This is a genomic window from Clostridium sp. MSTE9 (assembly GCF_000277625.1).
In the GTDB taxonomy this organism is placed as follows: domain Bacteria; phylum Bacillota; class Clostridia; order Oscillospirales; family Acutalibacteraceae; genus Faecalispora; species Faecalispora jeddahensis.
Genome location: NZ_AKFU01000033.1, coordinates 85,039 through 101,677, shown reverse-complemented (window position 1 = coordinate 101,677; position 16,639 = coordinate 85,039). Strand labels below are relative to the sequence as shown.

15 protein-coding genes are annotated in these 16,639 nt (G+C 51.7%); 9 read left to right on the top strand and 6 right to left on the bottom strand.

From position 1 onward, the window contains the following. Positions 1-257: 257 nt before the first annotated feature. The 5 genes from HMPREF1141_RS08160 to HMPREF1141_RS08140 all read right to left on the bottom strand — a co-directional run bounded on the left by HMPREF1141_RS08160 (position 258) and on the right by HMPREF1141_RS08140 (position 6,053). Positions 258-1,292, bottom strand: a complete 1,035-nt coding sequence (locus tag HMPREF1141_RS08160; protein ID WP_009062987.1) for a chemotaxis response regulator protein-glutamate methylesterase — start codon at positions 1,290-1,292, stop codon at positions 258-260. A gap of 4 nt (positions 1,293-1,296) precedes the next feature. Further along, complete coding sequence (locus HMPREF1141_RS08155) at positions 1,297-2,106, bottom strand: protein-glutamate O-methyltransferase (RefSeq protein WP_035316810.1); 810 nt, start codon at positions 2,104-2,106, stop codon at positions 1,297-1,299. A 72-nt stretch (positions 2,107-2,178) separates the two neighbouring features. Then, positions 2,179-3,243 carry a tartrate dehydrogenase gene (locus tag HMPREF1141_RS08150; RefSeq protein ID WP_009063167.1) on the bottom strand — a complete coding sequence of 355 codons (1,065 nt, stop codon included), beginning with the start codon at positions 3,241-3,243 and terminating at the stop codon, positions 2,179-2,181. A 95-nt stretch (positions 3,244-3,338) separates the two neighbouring features. After that, a complete protein-coding gene (locus tag HMPREF1141_RS08145) occupies positions 3,339-3,887 on the bottom strand; it encodes a flavin reductase family protein (RefSeq protein ID WP_009062893.1) in 549 nt (182 codons plus the stop codon). A gap of 60 nt (positions 3,888-3,947) precedes the next feature. Then, positions 3,948-6,053, bottom strand: a complete 2,106-nt coding sequence (locus HMPREF1141_RS08140; RefSeq protein WP_009062888.1) for a chemotaxis protein CheA — start codon at positions 6,051-6,053, stop codon at positions 3,948-3,950. Positions 6,054-6,210: 157 nt separating this feature from the next. On the opposite strand from HMPREF1141_RS08140, the gene HMPREF1141_RS08135 reads away from it, so the two are divergent. The 5 genes from HMPREF1141_RS08135 (at position 6,211) to HMPREF1141_RS08115 (ending at position 10,530) form a co-directional block, all read left to right on the top strand. After that, complete coding sequence (locus HMPREF1141_RS08135) at positions 6,211-7,629, top strand: hypothetical protein (protein WP_009063025.1); 1,419 nt, start codon at positions 6,211-6,213, stop codon at positions 7,627-7,629. Then, positions 7,616-7,957 carry an EscU/YscU/HrcU family type III secretion system export apparatus switch protein gene (locus HMPREF1141_RS08130; protein ID WP_009063061.1) on the top strand — a complete coding sequence of 114 codons (342 nt, stop codon included), beginning with the start codon at positions 7,616-7,618 and terminating at the stop codon, positions 7,955-7,957. Before HMPREF1141_RS08135 ends, HMPREF1141_RS08130 begins: the two co-directional genes overlap by 14 nt. Positions 7,958-8,101: 144 nt before the next feature. Next, on the top strand, positions 8,102-8,644 hold the full coding sequence (locus tag HMPREF1141_RS08125; RefSeq protein ID WP_009062886.1) for a chemotaxis protein CheW: 543 nt from the start codon (positions 8,102-8,104) through the stop codon (positions 8,642-8,644). Positions 8,645-8,722: 78 nt separating this feature from the next. Next, positions 8,723-9,235 carry a chemotaxis protein CheW gene (locus HMPREF1141_RS08120; protein WP_009063149.1) on the top strand — a complete coding sequence of 171 codons (513 nt, stop codon included), beginning with the start codon at positions 8,723-8,725 and terminating at the stop codon, positions 9,233-9,235. A gap of 44 nt (positions 9,236-9,279) precedes the next feature. Continuing rightward, positions 9,280-10,530 carry a methyl-accepting chemotaxis protein gene (locus HMPREF1141_RS08115; RefSeq protein WP_009062984.1) on the top strand — a complete coding sequence of 417 codons (1,251 nt, stop codon included), beginning with the start codon at positions 9,280-9,282 and terminating at the stop codon, positions 10,528-10,530. A gap of 153 nt (positions 10,531-10,683) precedes the next feature. Here HMPREF1141_RS08115 and HMPREF1141_RS08110 read toward each other — a convergent pair whose 3' ends face one another. Further along, positions 10,684-11,844, bottom strand: coding sequence for an HD-GYP domain-containing protein (locus HMPREF1141_RS08110; protein WP_009062972.1), 1,161 nt, complete (start codon positions 11,842-11,844; stop codon positions 10,684-10,686). Between the two features lie 201 nt (positions 11,845-12,045). Between HMPREF1141_RS08110 and fliD the strand changes: the two genes are divergently transcribed. From fliD to HMPREF1141_RS08090, 4 genes are all read left to right on the top strand, one after another. Continuing rightward, the gene (fliD, locus tag HMPREF1141_RS08105; RefSeq protein WP_009063128.1) at positions 12,046-14,697 is read left to right on the top strand and encodes a flagellar filament capping protein FliD; all 2,652 of its coding nucleotides are present in this window, start codon (positions 12,046-12,048) and stop codon (positions 14,695-14,697) included. A gap of 21 nt (positions 14,698-14,718) precedes the next feature. After that, positions 14,719-15,096 (top strand): flagellar export chaperone FliS, encoded by a 378-nt coding sequence (fliS, locus tag HMPREF1141_RS08100; protein ID WP_009063137.1) that lies wholly within the window; start codon positions 14,719-14,721, stop codon positions 15,094-15,096. Positions 15,097-15,126: 30 nt separating this feature from the next. Beyond that, positions 15,127-15,567 (top strand): hypothetical protein, encoded by a 441-nt coding sequence (locus HMPREF1141_RS08095; RefSeq protein ID WP_009062978.1) that lies wholly within the window; start codon positions 15,127-15,129, stop codon positions 15,565-15,567. A gap of 237 nt (positions 15,568-15,804) precedes the next feature. Continuing rightward, positions 15,805-16,617, top strand: a complete 813-nt coding sequence (locus HMPREF1141_RS08090) for an amidohydrolase family protein (protein ID WP_035316805.1) — start codon at positions 15,805-15,807, stop codon at positions 16,615-16,617. Positions 16,618-16,639: the final 22 nt, after the last annotated feature.

Below are 16,639 nucleotides of genomic sequence, written 5' to 3'. Positions count from 1 at the left end.
TTCTCCCGAACATGCCCTGATGATCCGTTGGACAAACAGAATTTTGAAAATACCAATTTGTCCCCTCCTTTTGCGGCGGGGAGAAGAAGGAGCGTCATTTTTCACATCCGCTTCTCCCTGATCCGGGTTTGAAAGGCTCTGCGAAAAGCAGACCTGTCCGTGATGGATTTCGTCCAGGAGTAAGACAGAAAAAAGAGCAGGGAACGGATATCCGTTCCCTGCTCTTTTTATTCTAGTTCACGCCGATTCCGGCGCGTTTATTTCGCCTGATTCAGATGCTGGATGATGATCCCCGCGATGGAGGGACACGGCGCCTGACGAACCACTGCGCCGATATCGAACGCTACCATCGGCATGCCGTAAACAACACAGGACGCTTTGTCCTGACCGATTGTGAAAGACCCCTGCTTCCTCATTTCGAGCAGACCCTTTGCTCCGTCGCTGCCCATACCGGTCAGGATAATCCCCATGGCGTCCTTGCCCGCCGTTTCGGCGACCGAGCGGAACAGCACATCTACCGACGGACAGTGTCCGCTGACTTTTTCGCCCGCGGCGCATTTGATATAGTAGCCTCTGGAATCCTTGGCGAGGGTCATGTGCTTATCGCCCGGCGCAATATAAGCCCGGCCCGGCTCAACACGTTCGCCGCCCTGAGCCTCCGCCACAGAAAAGCTGCAAAGCCGGTCGAGGCGCTCCGCGTACATTTTGGTAAATCCGGGCGGCATATGCTGCACGACCAGAATACCCGGAATATTCGCCGGAAGCTTTTTCAGGATTTCAAGCGTCGCCTCGGTTCCGCCGGTAGAAGCGCCGATAGCAATGATTTTTTCCCCCTTGTTATTGGAGGAGAGCGCAGGCGTCGGCAGAGAATCCAGCGGGGAGGGAGCCTTGGCTTTGACCTTTGCGGTCGAGGCGATCCGGATTTTTGTCGCCAGCTCGGTAAAAAACAAGTTGTAATCGGTTCTTGCGGCAGGCTTACGGATAAAGTCGACGGCGCCTGCATCGAGCGCGTCAAAAATACCGAGATCCAGCGAGCTGACCAGCACAACCGGAACGGGCCGCCGGGGAATCAGTCTTCTTAAAAAATCCGTGCCCTTCATATCGGGCATTTCCACATCCATGGTAACGACGTCCGGCGAAAGCTCCTGAATCTTCTTCGCCGCTTCGGCCGCACTGCCTGCGGTACCCACCACCGATATTCCCTGGTCTTTCAGCAGAGCGTTCTGCAGCGCCGTTCGAAAAAACAGCGAATCATCCACAATCAGAACCTTGATGATATGATTGAGAGGCATAGGTTTACTGTCCTTTCTGATACACCGACGGCTCCAGGTAAATAAACTTAGAGCTATCCCTTTGTATGGTCTCTGAATGCCCAATCAGCAAAAATCCACCTGGGATGAGCATGTCGTAGTATTTATTAATCAGCTTGTTGCGGTCGTTCTGATCAAAATAGATCATGACATTCCGACAGAAGATCAGATCAAACGGCTGCATCGGCGGAAAGGGCTGCATTAAATTCAGCCGCTGAAACGTCACATGACGGCGAATATCATCGTTAATGCGGTACTGGTCTGCCCCCTGCTTGACAAAATAACGGGTCAGCCAGCCCTGCGGCACGTTTTTGAGAGATTCCGCGCTGTACACGGCGGTCTTTCCCGCAGACATCGCCTTTTCGGAAATATCCGTGGCGAGAACGCGGAAATCCCAGCCGGGACGGCTGAGGCTAAAGTAATCCTTCAGTACCATGCAGGTGGTATAGGCCTCTTCGCCGGAGGAACAGCCCGCGCTCCAGATCCGCACAAGCTTGCGGTGATTGACGCGCTCCTGAAGGGGCAGAAATTTATTCTTGATAAAATCAAAATGGGCCGGTTCCCGCATGAAATAGGTGTGGTTTGTCGTCAGCTTGTTCAGCAGAACGATGATTTCTTCCGGATTCTTCTGCTGGATCAGGGTCATATACTCTGAAAAGCTCTTCATGCCCTTTTCCGCCAGAACAGAATACATGCGCGCTTCAATCAACTGGCGCTTGTTTGCCAGATTGATCCCGTAGTTATTTTTTACATAGGTTACAATGGTCTGGAATTCCTGGTCTGTCAGACGTATCATAATGATCCTTTCTTCAGTGGAAAAGTTCTGGGTATTGAGGCCCCCGCCCGGTACAGCATCCAAATAAAATGATCACCGGCTCAGACGGGACACAATCGCGTCGCCAACCTGCGCCGTGGTCGCGGTTCCTCCCATATCGGGAGTGAGAACCTTCCCCTCTGTCAGCACATCCTCCATCACGTCCAGAAGCTGCTTGCCCCAATCCTCGTGGTGAAAGAAATCCAGCATCTGGCTGGCGGCCCAAACAGTGGCGAGCGGGTTTGCGATCTGGCGGCCCGCGATGTCGGGCGCCGAACCGTGGATCGGCTCAAACATGGAAGGATATTTGCGCTCGGGGTTGATATTCGCGCCGGCCGCAAGGCCCATTCCGCCTGCAATCGCGGCGCCAAGGTCGGTAAGGATATCGCCGAACAGGTTCGAGGTAACGACTACCTCGAACGCCTCGGGGCGCTTTACCATCATCATGCTGGCCGCGTCTACCAGGTAGGAGGCGGTCTTTACATCCGGGTATTCCCGGCTCACCTCAGCAAAAATCTGATCCCAGAACACCATGGAATAATTCAGTGCGTTTCCCTTGCTCACACTGGTCAGTGTTTTCTGCTCACGGCGCGCCAGCTCGAACGCGTAGCGCATGATCCGCTCGCACCCGTGCCGGGAAAATACGCCGTTCTGGAGCACCAGCTCATGGGGGGTATCGCGGTAAAGCCAGCTTCCGCTGCCCGCGTATTCTCCCTCGCTGTTTTCGCGCACGAAAACCATGTCGACGTCTTCCCGCCGAACATCCTTCAGCGGGCAGGGCGCTCCCCGCAGCAGCTTTACAGGCCGAAGATTAACATACTGGTCAAAGCTCTTGCGGATCGTGAGAAGCAGCCCCCAAAGGGAAACGTGGTCCGGCACGCCGGGAAACCCGACGGCACCGAGGAAAATGGCGTCAAAGCCGCTGAGCTGCTCGATCCCGTTCTCCGCCATCATTCTGCCGTTTTTCAAATAATATTCGCAGCCCCACGGAAACGTGGTGAACTCAAACCGAAATCTGCCGTCCAGCTGGGCAACCCGCTCCAGCACCTTACAGCCTTCCGAAATGACCTCTGGGCCAATCCCGTCGCCGGGAATGACCGCAATCTTATGAACCTGCAAATCAAACGCCCCCTGAACTATTTCTTTGTTATTTGTTCTCTGAAATCAGGCAAAGCCGCCCCGTGTCCTTGGTTCCCCAAGAACGCAGCGGTTCGCTATACGCCGGGCGGCAGCTTATCCTCCATCAGGCTGCGCAGGCAAAGGGTCTCTCCATCCACCCGAAAGGTTCCGTCACCGTTCGCGTGAAATGTGCGGCGCTCCCTGCGTTCCAAATCCATCCAGGCCTGAGTGCCCTGCAGGATAAAGATGCCATAGGGCTCCACATAATCCAGAACACGGCATTCCAGGCAGGCCAGACATTCAGAGATCAGCGGCGCTTTTCCCCGCAGCCCCGGAAGCGGCGTCAGCCCGAATTTTCGGAACTTGTCCACTACGGCGCCGGAGCAGTCCCCGATCGCGACCGCCTTTTCCGCAAGATCGACCGTCGGAACCGCAAGCACGCATTCCTTCGTGTCCCGCAGCGCCTGAAAGGAGTGGTTCCACGGGCCGGTCGTCAGAGCGATCTGCGGGGTGAAATCCAGTACCATATGCCAGGTGATCGTCATGATGTTGTTTTTCCTCCCGTCATTTGTCGTGATAAGGAGGACCGGGCCGGGCTCCACCAGCATAAACGCCTTTTCGAGAGGAAGCTTTTGCAGCGCCATCCCCTACACCGCCCTTTCTTTTATATGGGCTTGTGCCGTTTAACTCGAAACCTCTGCGATTTAATTGTTATTGTAAAGGTTGACAACGTCGAGAATCAGGCTGATGCTGCCGTCGCCCAGTACGGCGCCGCCGGAAATCCCGGTATCCTTAATGTTGAACTGATTGAGGTATGCGGGCAGGCCCTTTACCACAACCTGCTGTTCGCCCAGCAGATCATCCGCGAGGATACAGTACACCTTCTCGTGATTTTCCACCTGCACAACGATGGAATCCTCCAGCGTTTTCGCCCGGGGCTCAAGCCCGAACACAGAGTGCAGACGGATGAGCGGATAGTACTGATTGCGCATGGTGATGATCTCGTTGCCGCTGGTATCGTACAGCACCTGATCGGCCGTCACCTTCACCAGCTGCTTGATATTGTTGGTGGGGACAATGAACATGGTATCGCCCACAGAAACTTTCATGCCGTTGACGATCGCCAAAGTGAGCGGAATCTTGAACAGCACCTTCGTCCCCTTGCCGGGTTCGCTCGAGATCGTCACGTCGCCGCCGACCTTCTCTACATTCTTCTTCACAACATCCATTCCCACGCCGCGGCCCGAATATTCGGTGACCACCTCGTTCGTGGAAAATCCGGGCATCAACAGAAAATTGTAAACCTCGCGGTTTGAATATTCTTTTTCGCTCTTTTTGAGCATCCCCTGGCGCTTGGCCTTGGCCAGCACCGCGTCGCGGTCGATTCCCTGTCCGTCGTCCTCAATGGAGATCAGGATTTCGCCGCCGGTGTTCTGCGCCGTCAGGGTAATGGTTCCCTTCGCGGGCTTTCCGTTTGCGATACGGGTCTGCTTGTCCTCCAGCCCATGATCCATCGCATTGCGCACCACGTGCATGATCGGGTCGTTGATGTTGTCCACGATCGACTTGTCGACCTCGGTATCCTCGCCAACCAGCACAAGCTCGGCGTCTTTGTCCAGACTTTTGCTCATGTCGCGCACGATGCGGCGCATTTTCTGGAATACGCCCGAAATCGGAACCATTCGGATGGACATAACGATCTCCTGCAGCTCGTCCGTCAGCTTGCGCAGCTGGCGCGAAGCTTTGGTGTAGCTGTTATCCACGCCGCTGTCATTGGTCTGCACGGAATGAGAGGACGTTACCATCGATTCCGTAATGACGATCTCACCCACAAGGTCCATCAGATTGTCGAGCTTTGACAGGTTGACATTGATGAGATTCTGCTTGACGGCCAGGTGATTTCCGTTTCCGTTGTTCGCGGCAGGCTCGTTGCTTGCAGCCGTCTTTTCCTCTTTGGTGTTTTTCGCCTGCTCCTTCTGTTGCGTCAAGGGAGAAAGAACGGTATAATTTTTGGTGTACACAAAGTTTTCGATGCTCTTGAGCGAGGACTCCATTTCCTCTTTCGTGTGGAACAAAATCAGAAGTCCATCTCTTCCGATCACATCCGCTGCGCCGGGGTTGGAATCCAGCTGCTCCGGCACGCTGCGTACCGCGATGCCGTTTTCGGCAATGGCGTGCACCAGCAGCATGGCGCGCAGATGGACCATCTCGGTTTCTTCTTCAAAGAACACGCGCACCGGGAAGGGATATTCTTCCCCGCTTGCGGCGGGCTGGCGCACCTGCACGGGCGCTGCCGGGGCAGGAACAGGGGCCACGGGAGCCGGAGCGGCGGCAGGCTCTGCGGCCGGCTGCTCTGCCGGGGCGCTTGGCTGCACCTGCGCGGCTGCTTCGGGTTCTTCCGGAGCTTCTCCGGAAATCTTTTTGAGGAAAGAATTAATTTCTTCCTCCAAACTGCCGATATTTGTAATAAGCGGTTCGTTATTTTCGATTTTCTCAACTTCCGTTTTCAGAAAATCGCTGGATTTGAACATCAGGTCCGTGAGCGGCTCGTTATACTCCGAAGAAATGCCGTGTTCTCTTACATAATAGAACAGGTCTTCCATCTTATGAGTCACCGTAGCTATGCTGTCAAACTGCATCATTGCAGAAGAACCCTTGATCGTGTGCATGATGCGAAAGATCTCGTCGATACTGTCCGAATCAAAATCGCACGCCTGCTCGCAGCGAAGGAGGATTTCATCTAGATGCGTCAGCAAACCGTTGGTTTCGAACAAATAAACTTCCAGCAAAGATTCCATATTGTTATCCATGAATGATAGCCACCGCCTATCTTAAAAATTCCGAAAGGAATAAACTAGAAAAAGCCAGAAAGTTCTGTCTTTCTCATATGATATATCGGATTGAGTCGCAAATAATTAACTTTTTCCCTTTCATTTCTATAAATTTTAATTTTAGAGGTACCCGTTTATGGCAGATAACCTGAGAATCACTACTCCAATTCCCGGCGGAGAAAATGTGAACCGGATGAATCCCGCAAGGCCGACCGACCGTGCCGTGATCAATCCGGCGCTGGTACCGCCCGCCAATGCCGACCGTCAGTCCGGCCAGCAAGGCAGCACCGAATTTTCGTTTCTTCTGAACCGGAACTCCGTATTCAACCGCTTTATTCAGCAGCTTGGCAGAACGCCGGATCTTTCGCAGAGCCTGGGCAAGCTGGTGTTTGAGGTTATGGGACGGGCCGGTGCGGAAAAGGGAGCCGGTGTTTCCGACCCTCTGCGCCAGCTGACGCAGGTCATCAATATGGGGCGCGAGGACATTGTGCAGAACCTGCTGTTTCAGGAAAACAACAGGACGCAGTTTTCGGGCGCGCTGTTCCAAATGATGCGGCAGGTACTGGAACAAAACCCAAACAAGACATTAGAACAGAAAACGGCGCAGTTTCTGAAGGCCTTTAACGCCTACACCGGCGCCGCAGACACCACCCGCGCGGTGACCCGCAGGCTGATCCAGATCAGCGAGCAGATCCCGCAGCCTTACAGCGGCCAGCTGCAGCAGATGGCGCAAGAGCTGACCGAAGAGCTGCCGATCGAAAACCTGAACCGGAACCTCTTTACACTCAAGGAAAAAATCATCCCGTTTATCCGGCGATACATTTCCGCCACCAACGACTTTGGCCGTGTGCGCGACAACATCACGCTGCTGGTACACGACCTGTCGCGCCTGAACATCAGCTCGCGCGAGGAGCTGGCGGAAAAATTCACCGCTCTGCTCGATTACTGCAAATATGATCTGGATTTCCCGTCCCAGAAGCTCAACGAAATGACCTCTGTTTTTCTGGATCACATGGGCCGCCTGGAAACGCCCAGGGAAAACAAGCTGCTGGATTCCGTGCTCAGACTCCTGACGGAGAACGCGAACGGCCCGTCGCAACGCGGGCAGGAGCTGTTCCAGAACACACTCACTTCCCTTTTGATGGACAACAGCGTATATATGCCGTTCCATCATCTGTTCCTTCCCCTCGCCTTTGAGGGCAAGTACCTGTTCGGGGAAATCTGGATCGAAAAAGAAGAGGAATCCGACGGACGGCGGACGGCGGAGGAACAGGAACGCAGCCGCCAGATCATTCTGACATTTGACATCAAGTCCAGGGGCTACTTTGAAGCCTTTCTGACACTGACCGGAAAAAAGATCAGCGCACGGCTTAACTGCCCCGCGGAATTCGCCCCCGACGCCAAAGTGATCAGCGCGGCTGTTGCCGGTATTTTTGCCCGGAACGGCCTGGAACCGGAAACGGTGGAGCTGTCGGCCGGGGCCCCTCCCTCGGCTGCAAAAACCATTCTGAAAAAAATACACGAGGGAAGGCGAATCGTCGATGTCACAGTATAACAACAACAAGCAGCGTGCGGCTGCCCTGCGCTATTCCGAGGCGGAAAACCACGCTCCGGTCGTCGTGGCGGCGGGAGTCGGCTACACCGCATCCAAAATCATAGAGGTTGCGCAGGAAAGCAACATTCCCGTTTTTCAGGACGATGCGCTGGCCTCTCTGCTGTCGCAGATGAATATGGGCGCTGAAATCCCGCCGGAGCTGTACCAGGCCGTGGCGGATTTGTACCTGTACTTTCTCAATTACGGAGAGCCGCAGGCGCCCCCGGCGGCTCCCGATGCTCCAAAGGCCCCCTCGGTGCCCGAAATGCCGGACTTCTCTGAAGAATGATCTGTTTCGGCGCCTCTTTTTTTGAGAATACTCTTCATTTTCTTTTTTGTATGGCCGATATAGTAATTGAATCATAAAACAATTTGACGTATATTCTTTTCAAATTAACCGCCGCAGCCGCGGCGGAAGAAGTGGTGAAATGATATGAGTAATAATCTGAATCCGGTTTCCTCCCTGACGGCAGGGAACGCAGCAAAACTGAACTCGTCTGAAAAATATCTGACCTTCTATATCGATCGTCAGATTTTTGCAATTCCCAGCAGCCAGGTAGTGGAGATCGTACGCATTCAGACAATCACACTGATGCCGAAGCTGCCCCCGTATGTAAAGGGCGTAATCAACCTGCGCGGCAAGATCGTGCCGCTGATTGACCTGCGGCTGAAGCTTTCAAAGCCCGAGCTGGAATACGGTGAACAAACAAGCATCGTGGTAACGCAGTGGGATGACGCCATCATCGGTCTGATCGTGGACAGTGTGGACGACGTGACCGACATCGCCGTCGCGGACGTCAACGAAACGCCGAGCCTTGGGCGTGAAAAAAGCAATCCCTTTGTGACCGGGATCGTGACGCTTTCCAAAGGGCCGGCTCTTCTGCTGAATTTAAAGCGGATTCTGACCGAAAACGAAGACGAGCATCCGCAGAACAAAGAGGACGCGGACGGCCAGCCGGAAGACAAGGGAGCCTGACGGATTTTATTCCCGTTTTGGGTCTTTTTTGCGGCAATACAAAAACTCATTTAATATCACTTTGAAAGGGTGACTAGAGTGGAAGATACCATCGATACCATCGACTTTCTGGACACAGCCAATCAGGAGATCGACGGAAAATATCTGACCTTTTTTCTGGACAGCCAGCTCTTCGGCGTCCCGATTTCCGACGTGGTGCAAATCATCGGCATGCAGGAAATTACCCCCGTTCCGGATTCGCCGGTCTATGCCAAGGGCGTGATCAATCTGCGCGGCAGCATCATTCCGCTGATCGATATTCGGCTTCGCTTCGGCAAGCCCGAACTGGAATACAACGACCGCACCTGCATTATTGTGACAAAGCTGGAAGAGGCCTATATCGGCTTTCTGGTGGATTCCGTCAATGAGGTTTCTGTTATTGAAGAGGAAAATATTTCGTCTACCCCCACCGTGATTTCCGGCAACAGCGCCAACACCTATGTCACCGGAATCGGACGGCTGCACGGCAAGGTCGTGCTTCTGGTAGACCCGAAAAAGATTCTGAACAACGATGAAATCAAACAGGTGGAAAAAGCGCTGGATCAACTGTAAAATCATTCTTCCGAATTGACAGAAGTCGGAAAGGAACCTTCAGAATGCAGAATAAAAGACGTCATCTTTCTTTGAAAGCAGAGCTGCTGATCATTACGCTGGCCATTGTGCTGCTGTCGATCGTTTTGGGAATCGCAGCCGCCGTTCTTTACACCCGGCAGCTGCTGATTCCGGCCATTTTGGTGCTGCTGGCCACCATCCTTCTGGCGTCAGTGGTCACATGGCGCGTTGCGCATATTTTACAGAGCGCCCTGAACATGATCAAGGACAGCGTCAGGCGCCTGGGCCGCGGCGATTTTGATGTAGAGATCGAGTTTGCCATGCAGGGGGATATCGACGACCTTTGCGGCGCGGTAAACGACACCGCAGTGGAGCTGAAGCAGAACGTAACCGGAATTGCGACGACGCTCGATCTGATTACCTCCGGAAAGATCCATATCGTGGACAAACGGAGCTATGCGGGTGATTTTACCCGGATTCAAAACTCGATGCGGCAGCTTTCAGAAATTCTGCTGCAGAACGTTTCTTTGATCTCCAGTACATCGCGGGAGGTAACCGACGGCTCGGAGCAGGTGGCTAGCGCCTCTCAGTCCCTGGCCCAGGGAGCCACCGAGCAGGCCAGCTCGATTCAGGAGCTTTCCGCAGCCATACTCGATGTTTCTGAGCAGGTAAAACAGAACGCATCCGACGCTTTGGACGCCAATTCCGCTTCTGCCCTTGCGCATGAAAAGATTCAGGACGTGGCAAAAGAAACGGAAAACATGATGCAGGCAATGGCGGAAATCACAAGCTCGTCCAATCAGATCGGCAACATCATCAAAACGATCAACGACATTGCCCGCCAGACGAACATTCTTGCTTTGAACGCCGCCGTCGAGGCCGCGAGAGCCGGTTCCGCCGGAAAAGGCTTTGCCGTTGTAGCCGAGGAAGTACGCAATCTGGCCAGTAAAAGCGCCGAGGCTGCGCAGAATTCCACCGCTCTGATTGAAAATTCCATTCAGGCCGTGGAAAAGGGCAAGGACATTGCGGACCAGACGGTAAAGACCATGCAGGAGGTTCTGGATGCCACCGAAAAATCAACGGACCTTGTGAACCGGATCGCTTCCGCCTCGGAAGCGCAGTCCACCTCCATCAGCCAGATCAGCCTTGGGGTAGATCAGATTTCCTCGGTGGTGCAGACCAATTCCGCCACAGCGGAGGAAAGCGCCGCTTCGAGCCAGGAAATGGCCGATCACGCGGTACAACTGCAGCGTTTGGTGGAATACTATTCGTTGGATGAGGTTGTCGTTTCCTGATAAATCCCCAATAGGCTGGATTCATGACAACAAATTCAGTTTTAAATTTTATACGATCCTGCTTTCAGGGCGGCCGGAATTTCCGGCCGCCCTACTCATCAAAAAAACAGCCTGCAGACGCAATGTCCGCAGGCTGTTTACAGCTTTATAGCATCATTCAACGATCTTTTCTTCCTGTTCCTGATCCTCCTCAAGCTCTTCATCCAGATCTTCTGTGGAGATATTACAGGCATTCTCGATCACGAGAGAAAGGTAGTTGCGGTCGTTGTACAGATCGAGTATCTTGTCCGGCTCACTGAGCAGCCGGATCTGAGGACGAAGCGGATGCCGGACATTCTGCGCCACAACAATTGCGATTTCCCCGTTGCTCAGCCTGACACACGAACCAACCGGGTAAGGAGAAACCTTTCTTAAAAACGCCTCGACCACTTCCACGTCAAAGGCGGTGCCGCTCCCTCCCATGATATATTCCAGCACTTCTGTGGGAGAAGACGGCTTTCGGTAAGGCCGGACGGACGTCAGCGCATCATACACATCCGCAACCGCAATAATACGGCCAAACAAAGGAATGCTGTCTCCTTTCAGGCCGCTGGGGTAACCGGAACCGTCAAATTTTTCATGATGCGTCAATATGCCGGCACAGATTTTTTTGCTGACAAGCTGGTGCTTTAGAAAAAACTCGGCGCCCTTATAAGGGTGGAGCTTCACAATTTCAAACTCTTCCGGAGTCAGCTTGGCCGGTTTTGCAATAATCTCAATCGGAATAGACATCTTCCCAATATCATGCAGCAGTGCGCAAAGACCCAGATCATACAGATCCTTGGTCTTCATTCCCATGGAAATCCCAATGGCAATTGCCAGAATCGACACGCCCAGCGAATGATTGTAAGTATAGTCATCGTACAGCTTTAAGTTAAAAATGCTGAGTTCGATATTTTTGTTGTTTTTCAGTGCGGTAACAAGCTGTTTAGAAACATCCAGAGTCTGATTGATATGGCTGATGTTGATACTCTGCGCATTCTTATCAAACATCTCGAAAACGTGTTCGAGATTGGTGACAGCTTCCTGCTTGAGCGCCCTTTTAATCGGCGGCCGAGGTCGCGGCAGTCTGTGTGCCGACTGTTCCTCTTGATCATCATCGGAATGGATATATGCCCCTAAAACCTGCAGTTCGCAAAGCTTTTGAATGTACGCGCTGGTCAAAACCTGCCCGGAACGCAACATGGCGACTTTACAAGTCTTGTAATCATACAAATATACGTCCCGATCCAGCCTCATGCCTTCTTTCAGCTGATCGATTGGAACAAAATTCATGTGCTTCCTTTCTTTCTTGCTCACATCGCTGAGCAATAGTACAACAAAACTTATGCACTAAGTGTACAATATTCATTTGGGAAATGCAATTGTTATTTCCGAAAATCGCAACTAATTCTTCTGTTTTTTTTCCTAAGGATTTATGAAAATAGTACGATATATAAGGTAAGAAGTATTTTTATCGGACAGGAGGATTTCAAAATGTCTTCTTTAACCACCAATTCCAGCACATCTTCCTCTTCCCTTTATGCAACCGCAAGCTCTTCCAAGCGTCTTACCGGCCTGATGTCGGGATTAGATACCGACGAGCTGGTCAAACAGCTCACGATCGGAACACAGAATAAAATCGACTCTGCCAATCAGAAAAAACAGATTGCCACCTGGCAGCAGGAGGCTTATCAGGCCCTTATCAAATCGATTTCTGAGTTTCAGACCAAATATTTTAATTCTTCTTCCAGCAGCAACAGTATTTTAAACGCAAGCTTTTTCAACAGCACTTCCATTGTAAACAATTCTTCCTATGTAAAGCTCAGCGGCCTTGCCAACGTTGCGCAGAACATGCAGATCAAATCGATCACAGCACTTGCTAAGCAGGCTTCGTATGTTGCCACCAATAAGGTATCTTCCCAGGCAATTCAGACCGGGGAGATTCAGTCTGAATGGACAAAGAGCGCCGTGACAGGCGCCACCATGAAGATCAGCTTCGAGGGGAAGGATTACACCCTGACGGTGGGTTCCGACGGCAAAACGACACAGACTTCTGATATTGTGAATCAGCTCAATCAGCAGCTCAAGGATCAGGGGCTTGGCGATAAGCTCGGTGCTTCTGTTGATGCGGACGGAAAATTCATTCTGAAAAACAAAGACGATTCTTCATCCTCTGCCGTTACCATCAAAAGCGGCTCAGACGCTCTGCTCAGCGGGCTTGGCCTGAAAGCGAATGATTCCGGTACCGCGGTGACGGGATCGGACGCGGTGAATGAAGCGTATTTTACCAACCATTCGATCGCAGCCGGTTCCAAATTAAACCTGAAGATCGACGGCAATGATTATACCTTTACCGTTTCCTCCGCCCTCTCGCTCCCGGTTGGCGCTGTGGATGAAAACTACAGCAAAGCACTGGAAACCGCACTGAATGACGCGGTAAAAACCAATACGGATTTAAAAGGAAAGATTAACTTCTCCGTAGACGGCAGCGGAAACGTTTCGTTGACCTCCACCGAGGGAAAATCGATCGAGATCACGGATGGAAGCAAGAGCTTACTGAACGGCTTGGGCTTTTCCAGTGGTGGAACCATTTCTACCACCGGAACAGTCAATCAGAGCGAACTGTATAAAACCTATCTGGATGAATCCCTTTCCGGTTCTACCCTGACGTTTGACCTGAACGGGCTCTCGAAGACCATCTCCTTTGACGCAACCCAGGCAGGGAGCTATGATACACCGGAAAAGCTGAAAGATTATCTTCAGACCAAATTGGATTCTGCTTTTGGCAGCGGAAAGGTTCAGGCCGTAATAAAAGACGGCGGTCTTTCCTTTACAACAACGGGAAGCGATACAGATGTACTGACCATTTCTTCCTCCAGCAAAAGCGGTGTGCTTGGTGTGGACGGCGCTTTACGGGTATATGCCGGTGAATCGAACCGCATCAACCTGAACAAAACCCTGCGGGACGTACAGAAAGAGTTGTCTACAGGACTGGAAACGGACGGATCTGACCTGTTGTCGGAATACAAGATTTCTGTCAACGGAAAAGATTTCACCTTCAATGCAACCGACAATATCAACACGATCATGAAAACCATCAACAATGATTCGGACGCCAACGTTACCATCTCCTATTCCAGCACTTTGGATCGATTCAGCATCGTTTCCAAAAACGGCGGCGCCAACAGCCAGATCGATATTCAGGATAAAACCGGAAACTTGTCACAGGTTTTGTTCGGGTACAGCTCGATCGATAAAGATACGGAAGTAGACGGCAAGAAAATCGTTCAGGCCGGTCAGGATGCCGAGCTTGAGGTCAGCTTCGATAACGGGCAGTCCTTTACGAAAATCACCCGCAGCAGCAACAGCTTTACCATGGACGGCGTGAACTTTGAGCTGCAGAAAACAACGACCGGTTCCGATGTCAGCGAAACCAACCCCATTACCTTTTCGGTAGAATCGAAAACCGATGACCTTGTGACAAAGATCAAAACATTTATCGACGATTACAACGCGATTTTGACGACAGTCAACGGTCTGATCTCAGAGAAGAAACCGACCGACGCTACCTATGCCCCATTGACGGATGATCAGAAAAGCGAAATGAGCGAAAGCCAGATCACCGCATGGGAGAAAAAGGCAAAGCAGGGCCTGTTGTTTAACGATTCTCTGCTCAGCAGCTTCGCTCAGGATTGGCGTCACAGTATGACGGATGTGGTTTCTTCGATGAGCAGCGCTTTGTATCAGGTCGGCATCTCTTCCTCCAGCTATTCCGACAACGGAAAGCTGACTGTGGATGAGGACAAGCTCAAAGAGGTACTGAATTCCGACCCCGATAAAATTGCCCAGCTGTTTACCTCTACGGACGGTATCGCCACACGGATGCAGAACGTCATGAAAAAATACGCGAATGACAGTCTGGTAAACACCGGCCTCTTCATCACAAAGGCGGGTTCCTCCACCAGCACGGTGGATACGAGCGAATTGGCGAAGAAGATGAAAGAGTACGATACACAGGTAAAAACGCTGAAAACGCGGCTGACCTCACAGCAGGAATATTATTATAATAAATTTACCGCTCTGGAAACTTATATTGCACGGATGAATAGTCAGGCAAGCTTCTTTACGCAGTCCAGTTCTACCTGACGGTAAAATCAGAGGTGTATCATGCAAAGTAATGCGATTTTTCAATACAAACAGCAGTCTGTATCCACCATGTCGCGCGGGGAGCAGCTGATTCTTCTGTTCGATGAAGTCATAAAGAATCTTCATCATGCTTCTCTGCTGATGAAGCAGAACGATTATACCAATTCTGAAAAATGCACCGAAAAGTGCAAAAATATTTTTCAGTATCTTTCTTCCGTACTGAACTTTAAGTATCCGATTTCGAAAGAGCTGTATGATTTATACTACTTCTGCAATCAGCAGATCATTCGTTCAGAAATCCGCCGCGACCCGCAGCTTTTGGATGATCTGCTCCCGCTTGTCAACGAGATGCGCGATACCTGGGTACAGGCGGAAAAGCTGGTTCATATGAAGAAATAAAGAATACCGCAGAAAAGATTGGAGTATATCATGCTTACACAGGACATTTTGGTATGCCTGGAGCAAAAGAAAATCCTGATGGAACAGATTTTGAACATCACCAAGCAGATGGAGGTTCAGTCGCTGGAAGAAACAGTTGATCTGGACTTGCTGCTGGAACAGCGCGGTCAGCTGATGCAGCGGGTGGACAAATGCAACCTTCTGATTCGATCGAAAACAGAGCTTCAAGACTCCGCTGAACAGGAAAGACTGCGCGATTTGATGTCTTTGCAGTTAGAAGAGGAAACCTGTTCCCCGGACGAAAAACGGGCCCTGAATTTGGTTTCTGAAATCAATGCACTGTTTCGCCAGGCTGCCGCTCTCAATCGTTCCACAATGGATCTTTTGTTGGTACAGCGTGAGAATTCAAAGAAACAGCTTGCCGAGCTGAAACAGCAGGGTGAGCAAAACAATTTGTTTACTTATCAGTAAGCAGCTCGGCAAAGGCATAGTGTTCCGGCAGCGCCGGACACTATGCCTTGTTTTTTCATTCCAAAGCGTGTAAAATGAGAACAATATAATAACATCTCTTTAAAATAGTGAGTGATTTCTTCCCCCACAGGTGGGGAAAGGAATCACTGTACTTACATCAGGCTGTTTGAAAGTGAATTGACTGTACAGGCTTACGAAAAGCAACATCATTACAAGAAAGGACCTATTCTGTTTTCCATGATTTTCGATATGCATGTTCACATGTTCCCAGATTTTCTGGCCAAAAAAGCACTTTCCGGAATTGGTGAGACCAGTCATGTTCCCCCCGTGACAAAGGCCACGCTTTCCGATACCAGAGACCGTTTGAAGGAATGGGGGATTTCCGGTGCGGCCGTCATGAATATTGCAACCAAGCCGGAACAGCAGACCAACGTGAATGACTGGGCCGCAGAGGTTCAGGATGATTTCTTTTACTGCTTTGGCTCGGTTCACCCGGACGCACCGGACGCCGTCGGGGAGCTTTGGCGCATTCGCGATCTGGGGCTTTACGGGGTCAAGCTGCACCCGGAGTACCAGCGCTTCTTCGTCGATGACAAAAAGGCATACCCCGTCTACGACGCACTGCAGGAATTGGGGCTGCCCGTTACCTTTCATGCGGGGTGGGACCCGGTTTCCCCCAATGTGGTGCATACGCCGCCAAAGGCTCTGGCAAAGGTGGCGCGTGATTTCCCTCGCATGACCATTATCGCGGCACATATGGGCGGAATGAGGCGCAGCGAAGAAGCCGAGGAATACCTGATCGGTATGGAGAATGTTTATCTCGACACCTCGATGTCTTACCTGCTCATAGACCCGGAGCAGGCCAAACGAATGATCCTGCATCACGGTTCGGACAGGGTACTCTACGCCAGCGACTGCCCCTGGAGCCTGCCGAAAGAACAGATGCGCTATCTGGAACAGCTGGATCTGCCGGACCGCATGCTGGAGGACATTTACTGGAACAATGCCCGGCGGCTGTTGGGTCTGGACGAAATCTCCGGGCGGATATGACCCGGAACAAAGCGGAGGATAT

What these genes read in the sequence shown, in the direction of transcription:
- HMPREF1141_RS08140 (WP_009062888.1), bottom strand. Translation starts at nt 6,053, where the DNA reads ATGGATAACAATATGGAATCTTTGCTGGAAGTTTATTTGTTCGAAACC.
- HMPREF1141_RS08110 (WP_009062972.1), bottom strand. Translation starts at nt 11,844, where the DNA reads ATGAATTTTGTTCCAATCGATCAGCTGAAAGAAGGCATGAGGCTGGAT.
- HMPREF1141_RS08115 (WP_009062984.1), top strand. Translation starts at nt 9,280, where the DNA reads ATGCAGAATAAAAGACGTCATCTTTCTTTGAAAGCAGAGCTGCTGATC.
- HMPREF1141_RS08125 (WP_009062886.1), top strand. Translation starts at nt 8,102, where the DNA reads ATGAGTAATAATCTGAATCCGGTTTCCTCCCTGACGGCAGGGAACGCA.
- fliS (WP_009063137.1), top strand. Translation starts at nt 14,719, where the DNA reads ATGCAAAGTAATGCGATTTTTCAATACAAACAGCAGTCTGTATCCACC.
- HMPREF1141_RS08135 (WP_009063025.1), top strand. Translation starts at nt 6,211, where the DNA reads ATGGCAGATAACCTGAGAATCACTACTCCAATTCCCGGCGGAGAAAAT.
- HMPREF1141_RS08155 (WP_035316810.1), bottom strand. Translation starts at nt 2,106, where the DNA reads ATGATACGTCTGACAGACCAGGAATTCCAGACCATTGTAACCTATGTA.
- fliD (WP_009063128.1), top strand. Translation starts at nt 12,046, where the DNA reads ATGTCTTCTTTAACCACCAATTCCAGCACATCTTCCTCTTCCCTTTAT.
- HMPREF1141_RS08095 (WP_009062978.1), top strand. Translation starts at nt 15,127, where the DNA reads ATGCTTACACAGGACATTTTGGTATGCCTGGAGCAAAAGAAAATCCTG.
- HMPREF1141_RS08090 (WP_035316805.1), top strand. Translation starts at nt 15,805, where the DNA reads ATGATTTTCGATATGCATGTTCACATGTTCCCAGATTTTCTGGCCAAA.
- HMPREF1141_RS08160 (WP_009062987.1), bottom strand. Translation starts at nt 1,292, where the DNA reads ATGCCTCTCAATCATATCATCAAGGTTCTGATTGTGGATGATTCGCTG.
- HMPREF1141_RS08145 (WP_009062893.1), bottom strand. Translation starts at nt 3,887, where the DNA reads ATGGCGCTGCAAAAGCTTCCTCTCGAAAAGGCGTTTATGCTGGTGGAG.
- HMPREF1141_RS08130 (WP_009063061.1), top strand. Translation starts at nt 7,616, where the DNA reads ATGTCACAGTATAACAACAACAAGCAGCGTGCGGCTGCCCTGCGCTAT.